16 protein-coding genes are annotated in these 17,516 nt (G+C 59.5%); 10 read left to right on the top strand and 6 right to left on the bottom strand.

The genetic code is table 11. From position 1 onward, the window contains the following. Nucleotides 1-14 precede the first annotated feature (14 nt). A complete protein-coding gene (gene lysM, locus PPUTUW4_RS01155; RefSeq protein WP_015093037.1) occupies nt 15-455 on the bottom strand; it encodes a peptidoglycan-binding protein LysM in 441 nt (146 codons plus the stop codon). A 128-nt stretch (nt 456-583) separates the two neighbouring features. On the opposite strand from lysM, the gene PPUTUW4_RS01150 reads away from it, so the two are divergent. From PPUTUW4_RS01150 to PPUTUW4_RS01135, 4 genes are all read left to right on the top strand, one after another. After that, entirely contained in the window at nt 584-1,471 is an 888-nt protein-coding gene (locus PPUTUW4_RS01150) for a LysR family transcriptional regulator (RefSeq protein ID WP_015093036.1), read from the top strand. A gap of 92 nt (nt 1,472-1,563) precedes the next feature. Beyond that, a complete protein-coding gene (fdhD, locus tag PPUTUW4_RS01145; protein WP_015093035.1) occupies nt 1,564-2,418 on the top strand; it encodes a formate dehydrogenase accessory sulfurtransferase FdhD in 855 nt (284 codons plus the stop codon). Beyond that, nucleotides 2,415-4,763 (top strand): FdhF/YdeP family oxidoreductase, encoded by a 2,349-nt coding sequence (locus PPUTUW4_RS01140; RefSeq protein ID WP_015093034.1) that lies wholly within the window; start codon nt 2,415-2,417, stop codon nt 4,761-4,763. The genes fdhD and PPUTUW4_RS01140 overlap by 4 nt, the downstream gene beginning before the upstream one ends. 355 nt (nt 4,764-5,118) lie before the next feature. Further along, nucleotides 5,119-5,610, top strand: a complete 492-nt coding sequence (locus tag PPUTUW4_RS01135) for a glycine zipper domain-containing protein (RefSeq protein WP_015093033.1) — start codon at nt 5,119-5,121, stop codon at nt 5,608-5,610. A gap of 64 nt (nt 5,611-5,674) precedes the next feature. On the opposite strand, the gene PPUTUW4_RS01130 is transcribed toward PPUTUW4_RS01135, so the two are convergent. From PPUTUW4_RS01130 to PPUTUW4_RS01120, 3 genes are all read right to left on the bottom strand, one after another. Beyond that, on the bottom strand, nt 5,675-6,097 hold the full coding sequence (locus tag PPUTUW4_RS01130) for a thioesterase family protein (protein WP_015093032.1): 423 nt from the start codon (nt 6,095-6,097) through the stop codon (nt 5,675-5,677). Between the two features lie 176 nt (nt 6,098-6,273). Further along, on the bottom strand, nt 6,274-7,500 hold the full coding sequence (locus PPUTUW4_RS01125) for a 3-hydroxyacyl-CoA dehydrogenase (RefSeq protein WP_015093031.1): 1,227 nt from the start codon (nt 7,498-7,500) through the stop codon (nt 6,274-6,276). A gap of 232 nt (nt 7,501-7,732) precedes the next feature. Continuing rightward, on the bottom strand, nt 7,733-9,667 hold the full coding sequence (locus tag PPUTUW4_RS01120; protein WP_015093030.1) for an ATP-dependent DNA helicase RecQ: 1,935 nt from the start codon (nt 9,665-9,667) through the stop codon (nt 7,733-7,735). A gap of 263 nt (nt 9,668-9,930) precedes the next feature. Here PPUTUW4_RS01120 and PPUTUW4_RS01115 point away from each other — a divergent pair, with 263 nt between their 5' ends. From PPUTUW4_RS01115 to PPUTUW4_RS01090, 6 genes are all read left to right on the top strand, one after another. Further along, nucleotides 9,931-10,995, top strand: coding sequence for a S8 family peptidase (locus tag PPUTUW4_RS01115; RefSeq protein WP_015093029.1), 1,065 nt, complete (start codon nt 9,931-9,933; stop codon nt 10,993-10,995). Nucleotides 10,996-11,389: 394 nt separating this feature from the next. Beyond that, nucleotides 11,390-11,728, top strand: coding sequence for a hypothetical protein (locus PPUTUW4_RS01110; protein WP_015093028.1), 339 nt, complete (start codon nt 11,390-11,392; stop codon nt 11,726-11,728). A 353-nt stretch (nt 11,729-12,081) separates the two neighbouring features. Next, entirely contained in the window at nt 12,082-12,381 is a 300-nt protein-coding gene (locus PPUTUW4_RS01105; protein ID WP_015093027.1) for a hypothetical protein, read from the top strand. Nucleotides 12,382-12,588: 207 nt separating this feature from the next. After that, a complete protein-coding gene (locus PPUTUW4_RS01100) occupies nt 12,589-13,083 on the top strand; it encodes a helix-turn-helix transcriptional regulator (RefSeq protein ID WP_015093026.1) in 495 nt (164 codons plus the stop codon). Further along, nucleotides 13,080-14,357, top strand: coding sequence for a HipA domain-containing protein (locus PPUTUW4_RS01095; RefSeq protein ID WP_015093025.1), 1,278 nt, complete (start codon nt 13,080-13,082; stop codon nt 14,355-14,357). Before PPUTUW4_RS01100 ends, PPUTUW4_RS01095 begins: the two co-directional genes overlap by 4 nt. Next, nucleotides 14,354-14,707 carry a DUF1493 family protein gene (locus PPUTUW4_RS01090; protein ID WP_015093024.1) on the top strand — a complete coding sequence of 118 codons (354 nt, stop codon included), beginning with the start codon at nt 14,354-14,356 and terminating at the stop codon, nt 14,705-14,707. Before PPUTUW4_RS01095 ends, PPUTUW4_RS01090 begins: the two co-directional genes overlap by 4 nt. Nucleotides 14,708-14,762: 55 nt before the next feature. On the opposite strand, the gene PPUTUW4_RS01085 is transcribed toward PPUTUW4_RS01090, so the two are convergent. Together PPUTUW4_RS01085 and hslO are read right to left on the bottom strand one after the other, a co-directional pair. After that, a complete protein-coding gene (locus tag PPUTUW4_RS01085) occupies nt 14,763-16,304 on the bottom strand; it encodes a phosphoenolpyruvate carboxykinase (protein WP_015093023.1) in 1,542 nt (513 codons plus the stop codon). A gap of 180 nt (nt 16,305-16,484) precedes the next feature. Then, nucleotides 16,485-17,387 (bottom strand): Hsp33 family molecular chaperone HslO, encoded by a 903-nt coding sequence (gene hslO / locus PPUTUW4_RS01080; RefSeq protein ID WP_015093022.1) that lies wholly within the window; start codon nt 17,385-17,387, stop codon nt 16,485-16,487. Between the last annotated feature and the right edge of the window lie 129 nt (nt 17,388-17,516).

The following is a 17,516-nucleotide window of genomic DNA, read 5'->3' as shown; positions in this document are numbered from 1 at the left end:
CGCGGTTTGACGACTTACTCAGGAATCCGCAACGATTGCCCCGGGTAGATTTTGTCCGGGTGCGACAGCATCGGTTTGTTGGCTTCGAAAATCTTGTTGTACTTGTTGGCATCGCCGTACACGCGCTTGGAAATCGCGCTGAGGGTGTCGCCCTTCACGACGGTGACAAACACCGCGGCCTTCACCACCGGCCCGGTCACAGTGATCTGATCATCCACGCTGCCAACCCCGGCAATATTGCCCAAGGCCAACAGAATTTTTTCCTTCTCTTCCTGGCTTGCCACCTCGCCGGTCACGGTCACCTTGTCACCATCGACCGTCGCTTGCACATTCGGGTTGCCCAGGCCGACCTTGCTGATGTGCTCCTTCAACTGCTCACTGGCATTGGCGTTGCCTGGCGTCAGCAAATCCAGCAGTTTTTCGCCTGCCTCCTTCACAAAGCTCAAAAGACTCATGGTGCACTCTCCTTGGGTTTGGGGTTCCAGACGCAAAAGCCTAGACCACGGCCACCACTTGCGAATCCAACCCGACCAATGACCCCGCTTGCGATAGAATCCGCCCCTTCCCGCGCCCAGGAGCGAAGATGGACATCAAGCAGCTGAAATTCCTCATCGCGCTCGACGAAACCCGCCATTTCGGCCAGGCCGCCGCACGCTGCCACATCACCCAGCCGACCCTGTCCATGCGCCTGCGCAGCCTCGAAGAAGAACTCGACCTGCCGCTGGTCAATCGCGGCCAGCGCTTCGAAGGCTTCACCGCGCCGGGCGAGCGGGTGCTGGCCTGGGCGCGCACGGTGTTGGCGGCCTATGACGGCTTGTATGCCGAGGCCGCCGCCTGTCGCGGCAATCTGGTCGGCACGTTGCGCCTGGGCATGGTGCCGTTGTCGAGCTTCGATCCACTGCCCCTGCTGCAACGCCTGCACGCCGAACACCCGAACCTGCGCTTCGAGCTTTCAGCGTTGAGTTCGGAACAGATCCTCGAACAACTGGCCAACAATCGCCTGGATCTCGGTGTTTCCTATCTGGAACGCCTGGACGCCGAACATTTCGACTCCCTGGCCTTCAGCGAAACCCGCATGGGCCTGCTCTACGACCAACGCTTCTTCACCTTTGGCGAGGCGCCGCTGAGCTGGGAATCGTTGATCGAGCTGCCACTGGGCATGCTCACCAGCGGCATGCACTTTCGCCAGTCCATCGATCATAACTTCCATAGCCGCGGCCTCACCCCACAACCCTTGCTGCAGACCGACGCCGTCCATCAGCTGCTTCAAGCCGTGCACGGCGGCCTGTGTTGCGCCGTGATGCCCCTGGACGGTGGCCTCGAAGGGCTGACCGACCACTTGCGCCTGCAACCGATCGAGAACGCCAAGACCCTTGGCCGCCTGGGGCTGATCATGCGTCGCAGCGCGCCACGCTCGGCCCTGGCGGAAGCCTGTTTCGCGATTTATCAGCAATCACTGACGAGCGCTTGATCGACGGCATCTATCGGTAGATCAGTATTAGCGATTAGACGCGACAGTTTGCCGCGCCTAGTCTTAAAGCTGATCAATCCGTGGGTGATGCCATGAACACCAAGCGCCCTGCCTGCGCGGCGCCTGCCCTCGAAACGCCCGCGCCCGCCGCCAGCCAGACGTACAGCTACAGCAATTTCCGCCCCACCGAAACGGAAAGCGTCGAATCGGACAGCACCGCGCTGGCCGAGGAAGTCGCGTTGGCGATTGCCTATAACGGCATCAGCCAAGCGGTCATGCTGGTAACGCCAACGGATCTGGAGGACTTCATTGTCGGCTTCAGCCTGGGCAGCGGCATCATCCAGGACGCCTCGGACATCTACGACCTGCAACTGAGCGGCTCGGGCTCGGCGCAATACGCGCAAGTGACCATCGCCAATCGCGCCTTCTGGAACCTCAAGCAGCAGCGTCGGCAACTGGCCGGCACCAGCGGTTGCGGGCTGTGCGGCGTGGAAGCGGTCGAGCAGGCGTTGCCTGACCTTCAGGTATTGCCCGGCGCCCCGCTGCCACCCGTTGAATGGCTCGATGGCCTGCGCCAGCGCATCGGCGCCTTCCAGCCTTTGGGCCAGCATTGCGGCGCGGTGCACGCAGCGGTGTTCATGAACGATCAGGGCGAGTTGCTGATGGGCCGCGAAGACATAGGCCGACACAACGCCCTCGACAAGCTGATCGGTGGCCTTGTCCGCCAGAACATCCCGACCGCCGGCGGGCTGGCGATTGTCACCAGCCGCTGCAGTCTCGAATTGATCCAGAAAGTCCTGCGCGCCGGCATCCAGACCCTGGTCAGCCTGTCGTCGCCCACGGGCCTTGCCGTGCAGTGGGCTCGGCGCCACAACCTCAACCTCATCCATTTGCCACAGAAGAATGCGCCGCGGGTCTACAGCCCAACGTTGGAGAATCAAGCGTGAGTCAACACCGTCAAGCCGACCAGACCCCCGTCCCTCGCTACAAGCCCTACAAAGGTCCTGCCGGTGGCTGGGGCGCTCTGATCAGCGTGGCGCAGGCCTGGTTGACCAGCGACAACGCACTGAAAAACCTGCGCATCATGCTCAAGACCAACCAGAACGGTGGCTTCGACTGCCCGGGTTGCGCCTGGGGCGATTCTCCGGAAAAGGGCATGGTGATGTTCTGCGAGAACGGCGCCAAGGCGGTGAACTGGGAAGCGACCAAGCGCCGTGTCGACGCCAAATTCTTCGCCAGACACAGCGTCACTTCGTTGCTGGAGCAGAGCGACTACTGGCTCGAATACCAGGGTCGCCTGACCGAGCCGATGAGCTACGACGCCGAAACGGACCGCTATAAACCGATCAGTTGGGACGACGCTTTCGCGCTGATCGCCAAACACCTGAACGGCTTGTCGAGTCCGGACCAGGCCGAATTCTACACCTCGGGCCGTGCCAGCAACGAAGCGGCTTATTTGTACCAGCTGTTCGTGCGCGCCTACGGCACCAACAATTTCCCTGACTGCTCGAACATGTGCCACGAGGCCAGCGGTGTGGCGCTGTCGCAAAGTGTCGGCGTCGGCAAAGGCACCGTGACGTTCGACGACTTCGAACACGCCGATGCGATTTTCGTCTGGGGCCAGAACCCCGGCACCAACCACCCACGCATGCTCGAACCGCTGCGTGAAGCGGTGAAACGCGGTGCGCAAGTGGTATGCATCAACCCGCTCAAGGAACGCGGCCTGGAACGTTTCCAGCACCCGCAGCACGCGATCGAAATGCTCACCAACGGCGACAAGCCGACCAACACCGCGTTCTTCCGCCCGGCCCTCGGTGGCGACATGGCGATCATGCGCGGCATGGCGAAATTTCTCTTGCTGTGGGAGCGCGACGCGCAGAAAACCGGCGCACCCGCGGTGTTCGACCATGACTTCCTCAAAGAGCACAGCGCCAATGTGCTGGAGTACCTGGCGGCCATCGACGACACCCCGTGGGAGCAGATCGTCGAGCAGTCCGGCCTGACTCTGGTCGAGATCGAGCAAGCGGCACGCATGTACGCCAAGGGCAAGAACGTCATCATGTGCTGGGCCATGGGTATCACCCAGCATCGCCATTCGGTGGCGACCATCCAGGAGATCGCCAACCTGATGCTGCTGCGCGGCAACGTTGGCCGCCCCGGTGCCGGCCTGTGCCCGGTGCGGGGTCACAGCAACGTGCAGGGCGACCGGACCATGGGCATCAACGAACGCCCGCCGGCAGCCTTTCTCGATGCCCTGGAGCGCCGCTTCCAGTTCAAGGTGCCACGCCACAACGGCCACAACGTGGTCGAGGCGATTCATGCCATGGCCGAAGGCCGGGCAAAAGTCTTCATCGGCCTGGGCGGCAACTTCGCCCAGGCCACGCCAGACAGCCCGCGCACGTTCCAGGCGTTGCAAAACTGTGACCTGACCGTGCAGATCAGCACCAAGCTCAACCGCAGCCATTTGACCCACGGCAAGGACGCGTTGATCCTGCCGTGCCTGGGCCGCACCGACATCGACATCCAGAACGAAGGCCCGCAAGCGATAACCGTCGAAGACTCGTTCAGCATGGTCCACGCCTCCAATGGCCAGTTGCAGCCGCTGTCGAACCAGATGCGCTCGGAACCGGCGATCCTGGCCGGCATCGCTGCCGCGACCCTGGGCAGCCACCCGGTGGACTGGAACTGGCTAGTGGCCGACTACAGCCGCATCCGCGACCTGATCGCCGAGACCATCCCCGGTTTCACGGACTTCAACGAGAAGGTCAAGAATCCCGGCGGCTTCTACCTGGGCAACAGTGCCGGCGCACGCAAGTGGAATACCGCCTCGGGCCGGGCCAATTTCCGCCCCAACGCACTGCCCAAAGATCTGGTGCACGAACGCACCCGCGCCACTGGTGTACTGCCGGACCTGATCATGCAATCGATGCGTTCCCACGATCAGTACAACACCACGATCTACGGCTTGAATGACCGCTATCGCGGGGTGAAGGGACAACGCGACGTATTGTTCGTCAACGAGGCCGACATCATTCGCCTGGGTTTCAAACCGGGGCAGAAGGCTGACATCGTTTCGCTCTGGGACGATGGTGTCGAACGTCGGGTGAAGGGCTTCACACTGCTGGCATTCGACATCCCGGCCGGGCAAGCGGCGGCGTACTACCCGGAAGTGAATCCGCTGGTGCCGCTGGAAAGCACCGGCGATGGCAGCCATACCCCGACATCGAAGTTCGTGGCGATCCGGTTGGAAGCGGCGAGCGAGACCGGGTTGATCATGGCCAGGTCTGCGTAACGCGTCGTCTGATCTACCGCATTCGCGAGCAGGCTCGCTCCCACATTTGATCTTCAGTGAGCACAGCATTTGTGTTCGACAATGGTTCCCTGTGGGAGCGAGCCTGCTCGCGAATGCGATAGATCAAACAACAAATTTTCCGAACTCTGCACTTTCCTTTCGCCCACAAAAAAGGCCGTTTCCTCATGAAAACGGCCTTTGCGAAGTAGTAAAAGACCGGCAAAAAAACGTTAAGTTCCGCCCAAAAAACAGTAACTTGCAATATTGTATACAGGTCGTGTTATTCGTCGGATTTCGATTGTCACGCCCATTCCAGAGCCTCAGGATCGCGCCGTCATCCCCTTGAGGTTCCTCCATGAAGTTCTCCTCGATTCTCTTGTTGTCCCTTGGCCTGGTCAGCGGTATCGCGTCTGCTGGCGGCACCACCGAAGCCGGTGTAGGCGGCGCATTGGGCGGGGTTCTAGGCTCGGTCGTCGGTCAGTCGTTAGGCGGCAATACAGGTTCCACCATCGGCGCGGCCCTGGGCGGCGCGGGTGGTAGTGCCGTCGGCGCAAACAAACACAGCCGTGGCGAAGCAGCCATTGGCGGTGCGTTGGGTGCTGCGGGCGGTAACGTGGTCGGCCGCAGCGTGGGCGGCACCACCGGCAGCCTGATCGGCGCCGCAGCAGGCGGCGGCGCCGGTGGCGCGCTGGGTAACTACATGGGCAAAGAGTACGATAATGATGACGACGACGATCGTCGTTCGTATCGAGGCCATGGTGATCGTCGTTACTACCGTGACGGCCATCCGGGCCGCGGCCATGCCTATGGCCATCGCAAGCACCGCCACAAGCATTACCGCGACTAAGGCCTCGAGCGCCTCGCTGATCAGTACAACAACAATCGCAGCCCAAGGGCTGCGATTTTTTTCCTTACTGAACCACCAGAAGCTCCAGCGCCCCGCGTAACCCGGCAGGAATCGCCACAGGTTGATTCGTCGCACGATCGACAAATACATGCACGAAGCGCCCTGCCGCACAGGCTTCATCCTCGCCTTGCCTGAACACGGCCAGTTCGTACTGCACCGAACTGTTGCCCAACTTGCCCACGCGTAGACCGATCTCGATACGGTCCGGGAAAGCAATGGACGCAAAGTAATCACAGGAGGAGCTCACCACGAACCCCACCACCTCGCCGTCATGGATATCCAGGCCGCCGACTTCGATCAGGTAAGTGTTCACCGCCGTATCGAAGAAGCTGTAATAGGTGACGTTGTTGACGTGACCGTAGGCGTCGTTGTCGTGCCAGCGGGTGGTGATGGGCTGGAAGTGGGGGTAGTCGGTGCGTTGGGGCATCAGCGTTGCATCCTGGAATGGGTTTACCAAGTCTAAGGTGAAAAACGCGATTTCGTTCTTCGCGAGCAAGCCCGCTCCCACAATGGATATCAGTCGTACACAAAATCTGTGTTCACCGAAGATCAATTGTGGGAGCGAGCCTGCTCGCGAAGGCGCCCTTTCAGGCGCCACACCAATCACTTGTCAGCAAAGCCCTTGCCCGCCGCCGCCAACTCTCCGATCAACCGCGCCGGGTTCCAGTGATCGCCCTGACGCGTCTCAAGGTCCATCAGGCGCCGATGGATATCCGCCAGCCCTTGTTGATCCGCCCAGGCCATCGGCCCGCCCTTGTCCGCCGGAAAACCGTAACCATTGAGGTAGACCAGATCGATATCCCGAGCCGATCCGGCAATGCCTTCCTGCAAGATCTTCGCGCCTTCGTTGACCAGCGCCAGCAAGCAGCGCTCGAGAATCTCCTCGGGGCCGATCTCGCGACGTTGAAACCCCAGTTCTTCACTGACTTGAAGCACCAGTGCATCGACCTGCGGATCGTGCTCGGCCTGCCGGCTGCCCGGTTCATAATGGTAAAAACCGTTGCCACTCTTTTGGCCGAAACGTTCCATCTCGCACAGTCGATTGTCCACCTGAACCTCAGGCGCATCCTGCCCGACGCCGGACAGTTGCCGTGCTCGCCACTGCAGGTCGACGCCCACCACGTCGAACATGCGGAATGGCCCCATGGCGAAACCGAACCCTTGCATCGCTGCATCCACCTGGTAGGGATAAGCCCCTTCCAGCAGCATTTTCCGCGCCTCAAGCACATAGGTATTGAGCATACGGTTGCCGATGAAACCGTCACAATTACCCGCCACTACACTGACCTTGCCCATGCGCTGGCCGAGCGTCAGCGCCGCGTCGAGGACTGCCGGAGCAGTCTGCGCGCCACGGACGATCTCCAGCAGCTTCATGATGTGCGCCGGGCTGAAGAAATGCAGGCCCAGTACTTGCTGTGGCCGGCGTGTTACTGCCGCGATAGCGTCGATGTCCAGCGCCGAAGTATTGCTCGCCAGAATCGCCTCAGGTTTGAGCAAGCCATCGAGCTCACGGAAGATTTTCTGCTTGAGCTCAAGGTTCTCGTACACCGCTTCGATGACCAGGTCCACATCGCGGATGGCCACATAACCATCGGCCGCCGTTACGCGCGCGATACGGGCGTCGGCTTCTGCCTGATCAATGCGGCCCTGACGCACGCTGTGGGCGTAGGTGTCCGCCACGGTTGCCATTGCCTGTTCCAGCATTTGCGGATTGTTGTCGACCCACTGCACGGCCACTCCGGCGTTGGCCAGGCACATGACAATGCCACGGCCCATGGTGCCCGCGCCGATGACGGCGGCGCGCTGAATATTCGACGGTGTCTGGCTCATGTTTTGTTCTCTTGTTGGCGATCCGAAGACAGCCACCACCATAGTCAGCCACTGCACATTTTTGAAATTTATTCCTGTGATGAGCAACATTCAGCGGATGGATATAGCCCTTTGAGTACACCGTAAATCCCTGTGGGAGCGAGCTTGCTCGCGATGGCGATTTGTCAGTCACCATCACTGTTGAATGTGCCGGCCTCATCGCGAGCAAGCTCGCTCCCACAGGGGTTGTGGTTCAGGCTGCCAGATGCCGCTGGGCCCACCCGCGTACCTCGGCGTACGGATAATCTTCCAGCGCCGCAAATCCGGGAATCGCCCGTGCCTTGAGTTTTGTGAACAGTGGCACGCTGATCCCGCATAAAAACCGCGTCACGCGTTCAGCCGAAGGCACGTTGCCCGTGTGCTGCTCGTGCCTGTGGATAAAGTCGCCACACAACGCCTCGAAATTTTTATCCACAAGCGCCGGCAACTCCGGTGGTGCCGGTAGCCGCGCCACTTGCCCATGACACACCGAACAATGTCCGCATTGCTGCGGAGCATTGTGGTCGCCGAAATACTCGGCCAGGCGATAGCCCAGACAACGGTCGGTGGCGAACAGATCCAGCATCGCGTGAATCCGGGCGACCTCGGTGTGTTCATGCCGAGTGAAATAACGGTGCAGCTCTTCGCTCAACGCGGTGCTGTCGAACCCGCTTTGCAGCACGCTGTAGACCTCGGTCATCTGCTTGCTTTCGAGCTCCACCCAACCCTTCTCCTGGAAGTAGTCCAGCGCCTTCACTACTCGACTGCGCTCGGCCTGATGCTGCTCGTGCAACGCCTCGAAACTCACCGTGGCCCAGGTCCGGGCGCGGCTGGAGGTCTGGATGATCGCAGCGACAAAATCCCTGCGCTCGCCTTCAAAACGCGCCAACAATGCCTCGGGCTCCTCCAGATACTTGAATCGATACTCGGCGTAGTACGCGTAACGCGGGGCGATCAAACCGCGCAGTTCAAGTTGCACCAGCAAGGTCTTGAGCGGCAATTGGCGAATATTGCTCTGGTCCGCCAACGGCCCCAGCAGAAACTCCCACTGCCCTTCGGGTGCTGCGGCCTGCATCTCGTCCATCACGCAACGGATGCCATCGAGCTCGGGGGTGTCGCCGTAGACGAAGTTCTCCAGCACGTTGAGGCTGTCGCGGTTGGCCAACACCAGGCAGTCCGACGGCTGCCCGTCACGCCCGGCGCGACCGATTTCCTGGCTGTAGTTTTCGATGGATTTGGGCAGGTCGAAATGCACCACATTGCGGATGTCACTTTTGTCGATGCCCATGCCGAAAGCGATGGTGGCGACGATGCAATTGGACTGCCCGCCCATGAAGCGACGCTGGATCGCTTCCCGTTGCTCATGGGGCAACCCGGCGTGATAGGCCTCGGCCTGAATGCCGTTGCGGTTCAGGTGTTCGGCGATGTGCTCGGCGGTTTTCTGCAAGGTGACATAGACGATGCTGGGCTGGTCCGCACGCTGGCTCATCCATTCGACGAGGCGTCTGCGCTTGTCCGCTCCACGAACCGGCTCCACCAGCAAATTGAGGTTCGGGCGATAAAAACCGGTGGTCACCACATCGTCGGCGGCGATGGCGAATTTCGCCTGCATGTCGGCGATGACCCTGGGCGTCGCCGTTGCGGTCAGCAGCAGCACCTGGGGGATATTGAACTGGCGTTGATAGTCGGGCAGCTTGAGGTAGTCCGGGCGAAAGTTGTGCCCCCATTCGGAGATGCAATGCGCCTCGTCCACCACCAGCAGCGAGATCGGTACTTGCTGCAGAAAATGCCGGAAGCGCTCGTTCTTCAGGCGTTCCACCGAGATCATCAGAATCTTCAGTTCGCCGGATTTTGCCCGAGCCATGACGTCGCTGGCGTCATCGCGGCTCTGGGCCGAATCGATACTGCCCGCCGAGATGCCGTGGCGTTGCAGGAACGCCAGTTGATCCTGCATCAACGCCAGCAACGGCGAGACCACCAGCGTCAGGTGCGGCAGCAACAGCGCCGGCAATTGGTAGCAAAGGGATTTGCCGGAACCGGTGGGAAAAATCGCCGCCGCCGAACGCCCGGCCAGCACGGCACTGACGGCCGCCTCCTGACCGGCTCGAAACTGTGGATAACCGAAAACCTGTTCCAGGGTGTTGTGCATAAGCTGTCACTCCGTTGACCGCTGCGGAGTCAAAAGCCTAGCCGGCGATTGCAGCGAGTCGAGAAAAGGTCGGGGGCGAAAACGATACGGGATGATACAGCGTCCCATCCAACCGATCTCTGGCCATAGGTTGAAACACAGGAGGCACTTTGCCCACTGATCTCGGCCTTACATCAGCCGGTATGGTTTACCGCCATCAACTTCCGCCAGGTATCCATCATGCGGGGAGCCTGAGATACGCGGATCTTTATCAAGGAACGACCATGTCCCAAAAACACTTTTTTCCGCTTGCCTGCACCCTCGCACTTCCCCTTCTTTTGAACGGATGCCTGACCGTCCCGGAGCAGCCTTCCCTGGACACGGCAGCCTTTGAAACGCCGGAGTATCAGGCCCAAAAAGGTCTGGCGATTGTCAACGCATCAAGTCTTTATGCACGCGGCGGCACCGGCCAGGGTGTAGCTGTCGCACTGATCGATTCGGGCCTGAACAGCAGCCTGCCGGAGTTTCGAGGAAGGCTCCGCGATCCGGGGTTTGACCATGTCGAGAATCAGGTCGGCACTTTTGATCGGGTCGGTCACGGCACCCAGATGGCCGGCATCCTCGCAGCCAACAAGGATGATCAGGGCATGCACGGCGTCGCGTTCAACGCACAGCTGATCCCCTATCGCTTCGGCGACGATAACGAACCCTTTTTCTTCGACGGTGAAATCGCTCAGTCCTGGCAAGCAGGTTTCGACAAGGGCGCGCGCATTCTCAACAACTCGTGGGCCAACGCCATTCCTGCGACCGAAATCAACGAGGCACGTTACAAGCAAGTCATGCCGCAATCACTGGTGACCGCGCGCAAACTGGTTGAGGACGGCGCCGTATTTGTTTTCCCAACAGGCAATGAGCTGAAACGAGAACCCTTGGCTGAACCCGGCTTACCTGTCGCCATACCCGAACTGGAAAAAGGCTGGATCGCGGTGGTTGCGTTGAAAAACGACGGTAGCGCCATCAATGCCAAATCCAACTATTGTGGCGTGGCGGCAGCCTGGTGCATTGCTGTACCGGGTGGCGACTCCGGTGCAGGGCAAGGCCTGCTGACCACCAACAAGGATGGCACCTACACCCAGACAGCTGGCACCTCGCCTGCTGCCGCGCTGGTCAGCGGAGCATTGGCGGCACTGCAAAGTCGTTACCCCGAGCTCACTGCGCAGCAAGTGCGCGAGCGTCTGCTGGCGACGGCGAACCGGACTGGCCTCTATGCCAACAGTGAAGCGTACGGAAGAGGCTTAATGGATCTGGAAGCAGCCTCGCGCCAAGCGCCAGAGGTCATGACCGAGTAAGCCTGTAGGGGTCGTTCGGCAGCGTCGAGACAACCTCGCCAGTCTGAACCTCCCTCACGACTCAGGCCCCTTGTGTGCAGGCTTGCTTGGGAAGAGCCCAGCACAGCCACTGTAAAACTCGAAACACCCGACATTGTCCGAGGCACCCTCTACCGAGAGGTAATGCGAAGCGACTGAGAACGCTGTAAGCATTTTTACCTCTCACCATTTCACGTTGAAAACCCAGCAACAACCTGTAGTCCCCTTCCTCCAAATATGACAAAACCCTTACAAAGCCTGTCGACCTCAGCCGTCTTGTCCCCCAACGCCATCCCCTCCTATAGTTTCCTGCGCGGCTGAAAACAGTGTCTCGGCCTGCCGGGAACACTTGCCGATTTCGCACAGGACGCACTCAATGAAAAACCCCGACTCACTGACAGCCCGCTACCACCCGCTCAAGACCCGCTACAGCGAAACCCCGGTGCTGGTCATCGATACCGAGGCCGACCCCTACGAGATCCTCGACGCCGCCCGACAACGCATCCGCGCCGCCAGCGACCTGCTCGAAACCCTTTATTGCACCTGCTTCAAACAGGCCGAAGCAAGCGACATCCCCAATATCGTCAGTGCCCTGTACCTGCTGACCCAGGACGGCAACGACCTGCTCGACATCGCCCGCCAGCGCTTGCCGAAACACGTAGCTAGTCCCACCACAACTCCCTGTGGGAGCGGGCTTGCTCGCGAAAAACGATAACGCGGTCCACTGTGGATAACGCCGTCAGCAACGACCTATGAAAGCTTCGGCAAGGTCCTACAAAACAAGACACCTTGTCGGCTATCGATGACCAGTCACTCAATCCTATAGTCCAGAGTGTCGCTGCCAAATCAGCGACTCGGGTTTGGTCACCTGAAAATGAGAGAAAACTAATGCATGCGCTTGTATGCTGCCGACATCTTTTTGTCGGCACGCTTTATGGCGGCTGTGTTTGGGACGCTTCGGCGTACCCGGGTTATCTCTCCCTGGTTTGACCAACCTGAACACAGTCCGCCTCCCATCGCTTGGTCACGATAGCGGCGGTTCATCGGCTACTAAAAGAGAAAATCCCTATGAACAAATGGAACCCGTTCACCAACGAACGCTATCTACCGCTCCACACCAACCTCACCGATTCCCCGCCCCTGATCATCGACACAGAAGCCAACCCCCAAGATATCCTCGAAGCCGCCCTCCAGCGCATCCGGGCCTCCAGCGAGCTGCTGCAAACCCTGCACTGCCAAAGCTTCAAGGACGGCGATGTCGAAGACATCCCGCACATCACCCATGCGCTCTACCTGCTGACCCAGGACGGCTGCGACCTGCTCAAAGTCGCCCAGCAACGGATGATGGGCTGGAAAGCGCCAGTCTGAGATCAACACTCAAGTACATTGAGGGCAGTGTACTAACTGGTATTATTCTGGCTGTTTATCGTCATTTCAGCTGGAATAATGGCAGTGTGAATATCTATCCACAAAACGTTTGATGTGGCGGGGACGCTCTCAAGGCAAAGCGATGTTCTTTCATCCAAGTGCTATTATTCTGGTAGTTAAGGCTAAAAAATGAAGGAATATTGGCATATGGCCAAGAAAACCGCGCCACTCCTGCCTGCCGCATCCAGACTGCTTGCCGAATTCGGGGAGCGATTGAAGTTGGCCCGACTGCGCCGCAAGCTCACAGCCAAGCAAGTCGCCGAGAGGTCAGGCATGTCGCTGACAACCTTGCGCTCTCTGGAGTCTGGAGGTTCAGGCGTGACCATCGGAGCCTACCTGTCTGTCATGCAAGTTCTGGGGCTGGAAAAAGACTTGAACAAACTCGCGGCAACCGATGAGGTGGGCCGGCAACTGCAAGACGCACAACTGAAACCCAAGGCAGCCTCAGCGAAAGACTCGAACCGACGAGTACACAGAATAAGCGCAGTAAAAAAAGCCTCTCCAATACCTGAAAAAGACACGGGAGTGATTGAAAGTGCCAGCCACGCTGAGGATCTATCCGCTGATTACCCCTTCAACACCCACTCACTTTCCAATCTGTTGACCAAGAAAAAAACCAAGCCCGCGACAGGTGAAAAATGACGCAGATTGCGGTGTATGCCGATTGGGAGTCCTTGAATGGTCCCAGACGCCTCGGTTTCCTCCATGCCCGAAAGACCCGCTCCACGGACGTCTTCGAGTTTGAATACGACGCTGCTGCGCTTGCAGATCCCGAGTTGAACTTCACACCACTGGACCCACGAATCGGGCTCTATGAAGGCCGTCAGTTCCCGGGTCAACATCAAAGCCGATTTGGCGTGTTCGCTGATTCAAGCCCGGATCGGTGGGGTCAATTGTTGATGAAGCGGCGGATGGAACGAGATGTTCGCGACGGTTTGGCGGCCAAAGGCAGCAAGCTCAGCGAGTCGGATTTCCTCTTAGGCGTGCATGACCTCTATCGGGTCGGCGCGATCCGCTACAAGCTCAATGACGAAGGTAACTTTCTCGATGATCGCGATGGCGTGGCCGCCCCACCTTTCGTTGAATTGCGCGCATTGGAGCAGGCAAGCCGTGCTCTGGAAAACGATCCGGACAACACCTCACTCGACGGCCGCGAGTGGCTGAGAATGCTGATCGCACCAGGGGGCTCTCTCGGTGGTGCCCGCCCCAAGGCCAGCGTTGCAGACGAGCAGGGGCACTTGTGGATTGCCAAGTTCCCCAGCACCCGCGATGACTATGACATGGGCGCCTGGGAACTGGTGGTGAATGCCCTGGCCAATCACTGCGGCCTGCGCGTCGCAACCGGTATCGCCCGACGCTATGCCAGTGATTATCACTGCTTCATGGTCAAGCGATTCGACCGCACCGAACGGGGTGGCCGATTGCACTTTGCCTCAGCCATGACCATGACTGATCGAGTTGACGGTGACGACGCCTCAGTCGGTGCGAGCTACCTTGAGCTGGCCGAAGTGCTCATGGAACACGGCTCGGAAACCAAAGCAGACCTACGGGAGTTGTGGTCTCGAATTGTGTTCAACATCCTGGTCTCCAACACCGACGATCACCTGCGCAACCATGGTTTTATCCTTGATCCGGGTCGAGGATGGCGATTGTCTGCCGCTTATGACATGAACCCGGTGGCCCACGCAGACAGCTTGAAGCTAAATATCACCGATACCGACAATGCTCTCGATTTGGAGCTGGCCCGGGAAGTCGCGGAGTATTTTCGGCTCAGTCGCGCGGATGCAGAAAACATCATCGACAGTTTCAAACAAATTGTGAACCAATGGCCAACGCTAGCGCGGGCATTGGCACTGTCAAAACGTGAACAGAACAATATGGCGCCTGCATTTCGATTGGCGGAACCTACACAATGAACCTCGCCCCCAACTTCCCCGACGACCACTTGATGCAGCAACTCATGCAGCTACTGCACGAAGAACTCGGTCTGCCCGAGCGCAAAACCATCAGCCTCAGCACCTCGATCAACTTCGACCTGGGCTGCAATGGTGCCGATGCTCAACACCTGATCGAAACCCTGGAAAACCACTTCGCCATCGACTTCGTGGATTTCGACAGCTATCGCTATTTCCAGCCCGACGGCTACGATGTATTTCTCAAGCGCAAAGCCAAGGGTCGCGGCGACAAGGTGCCATTGACCATCGGCATGCTCTACCGGGCCATCAAGACCCAACGCTGGGACACGCAGGCGCTGGAAGGCTTGTAGCGTGCACAAAAAAGCCGCCCCGAAGGGCGGCTTTTTCGTTAGCTCAAACCAGCACTTACAACTTCGGACCCGCAGCCTTGATCGCGTCGCTCACTTCGAACTTCTTGAAGTTCTCGATGAACAGGCCGGCCAGTGCTTTGGCGGCTTCGTCGTAGGATGGCTTGTCGGCCCAGGTGTTGCGTGGGTTCAGCAGGCCAGTTTCAACGCCCGGTACGGCCACTGGCACGTCGAGGTTGATGGTGTCCAGGTGCTCGGTCTCGGTACCGATCAGCGCGCCGCTCTGGATCGCTGCGATCACGGCACGGGTGGTCGGGATGTTGAAGCGTTTGCCGACACCGTAGCCACCGCCGGTCCAGCCGGTGTTGACCAGGTAGACCTTGGAGCCGAAGCCACGGATGCGCTTGATCAGCAGCTCAGCGTATTCACCAGCCGGACGCGGGAAGAACGGTGCGCCAAAGCAGGTGGAGAAGGTCGACTTGATACCGCTGCCCGAACCCATTTCAGTCGAGCCCACCAGTGCGGTGTAGCCGGACAGGAAGTGGTAGGCCGCTTGCTCTTCATTGAGGATCGACACTGGCGGCAGTACGCCGGTCAGGTCGCAGGTCAGGAAGATCACAGCGTTCGGCTCGCCACCGAGGTTCTTCTCGGAGCGCTTGGCAACGTGCTCCAGCGGGTAGGCGGCGCGGCTGTTCTGGGTCAGGCTGACATCGGCGTAGTCGGCGTGCTTGGCATCGTCGATAACGACGTTTTCCAGTACCGCGCCGTGCTTGATGGCTTTCCAGATAACCGGCTCGTTCTTCTCGGACAGGTCGATGCACTTGGCATAGCAACCGCCTTCGATGTTGAACACCACGCCTTCGCCCCAGCCGTGTTCGTCGTCACCGATCAGGTAACGGCTTTCATCGGCGGACAGGGTGGTCTTGCCGGTGCCCGACAGACCGAAGAACAGGGTCACGTCGCCTTCTTCGCCAATGTTGGCGGCGCAGTGCATTGGCAGTACGTCGGCAGCCGGCAGCAGGAAGTTCTGCACCGAGAACATGGCTTTCTTCATCTCACCGGCGTAACGCATGCCGGCGATCAGCACTTTCTTCTGTGCAAAGTTGATGATCACGCAGCCGTCGGAGTTGGTGCCGTCACGCTCTGGCACGCATTCGAAGTTGGCAACGTTGAGGACCTGCCACTCGTCACGACCCGCCGGGTTGTACTGAGCCGGGTTGATGAACAGGCAACGGCCGAACAGGTTCTGCCAGGCAGTCTGGGTGGTCATCTTCACGGCCAGGTAGTGCTCGGAAGCCGCACCTACATGCACGTGGGAAACGAAATGCTCTTGCGCGTTGTTGAAAGCTTCAACACGGTCCCACAGGGCGTCGAACTTGTCGGCCGGGAACTTGCGGTTGATCGGGCCCCAGGCGATGGCGCCCGTGGTGCTCGGCTCATCAACGATGAAACGATCGACTGGCGAACGGCCGGTACGGTGACCGGTACGAACAACCAGTGCGCCGGTATCGGCAAGCTCGCCTTCACCGCGATTGAGGGCTTCTTTAACCAGATCATCAACACTCAGATCGGTGTACACGGCATTGTTGGCTTGCGTCATGAGGTTCCCCGTCGGCCAGTGGCCGAGTGCTCCAAACGTTTTTGTAGTAGAAAGTCGTGCACTACTACCGCGAAAAAAGTGGGCCGGATTATGCCAGAAAAGCCCAAAAAAAGTAGGCCCCTCCTGTCGAAACGGCGTTAATCCGGCGGTAGCCAGTGAATTCACCTGCGCTGAACCGTTTTAGTGACGGGTATCTGACGGCGTCTCGACACCCGCGCCGGCGAACAATTGGGTGACATCGGCGGCATCGAACAGGTAGCGCTGGTTACAGAACTGGCAATCGATTTCGATGTTGCCACCGTGTTCGACCACCAATTGCTGTGCATCTTCCACACCCAGACTGACCAGCGCATTGGCCGAACGTTCGCGCGAGCAGCTGCAACGGAAGCGCAACTTCTGTACATCGAACAGGCGCACCTGCTCGTCATGGTACAGGCGATGCAACACGGTTTCGTTGTCCAGGCCCAGCAGTTCATCGGCGGTCAGCGTGCCGCCCAGGGTGGTGAGGTGCTGCCAGCTGGCGGCGCGCTCGTCTTCGTCCTTCAAACGGTCGGCAGGCAGCTGTTGCAGCAACAGGCCACGGGCGCGACGGCCGTCGGCGTACAGCCAGAAACGCGTGCCGACTTGCTGGGACATGACGAAATAGTTGGTGAAGCATTCCGACAGGGTGGCGCCGTCGAGGTCGACGATGCCCTGGTAACGCTGGCCCTGAGTCGGGTCGATGGTCAATGCCAGCACGCCGTCCGGCATCAGGTCGGCCAGGGTTGCGTCAGGGGCGATACGGTCCGCTTCGTAACGGGCCAGGCCCCGGATCTCGCGCTCGCTGGAGCACTCGATCATCAGCAGCGGGATCGGGCCTTCGGAGCGGGCTTGCAGAATCAGCAAGCCATCGAACTTCATCGCGCCGACCAGCAACGATGCGGCCGCCATCAGCTCGCCGAGCAGTTGCGCGACCGGCTGCGGGTAGGCGTGTTTGGCCAGGACTTCGGCGTAGCTGAGCTCCAGCGAGACCAGCTCGCCACGGGTGTCGCTGTCATCGAAGATGAAGCGTTGGGTGAAGTCGTTATCCGGTAGGTCAGTCATTAGTCTGGGTATCTGAAGTGGTGACAAAAGTGATGACAGAATTCGAGGTCGCGCCTTGGCCATAGCGTCTTGCTGTCTGGTTATGGCTTACAGGCGGGCGATTGTGTGCGCTTTACGACGAATGGCACT

Source organism: Pseudomonas sp. UW4, assembly GCF_000316175.1.
Lineage (GTDB): Bacteria > Pseudomonadota > Gammaproteobacteria > Pseudomonadales > Pseudomonadaceae > Aquipseudomonas > Aquipseudomonas laurylsulfatiphila.
The sequence above is the reverse complement of the archived record's forward strand: the minus strand, read 5'-3'. Positions and strand labels throughout refer to the sequence as shown.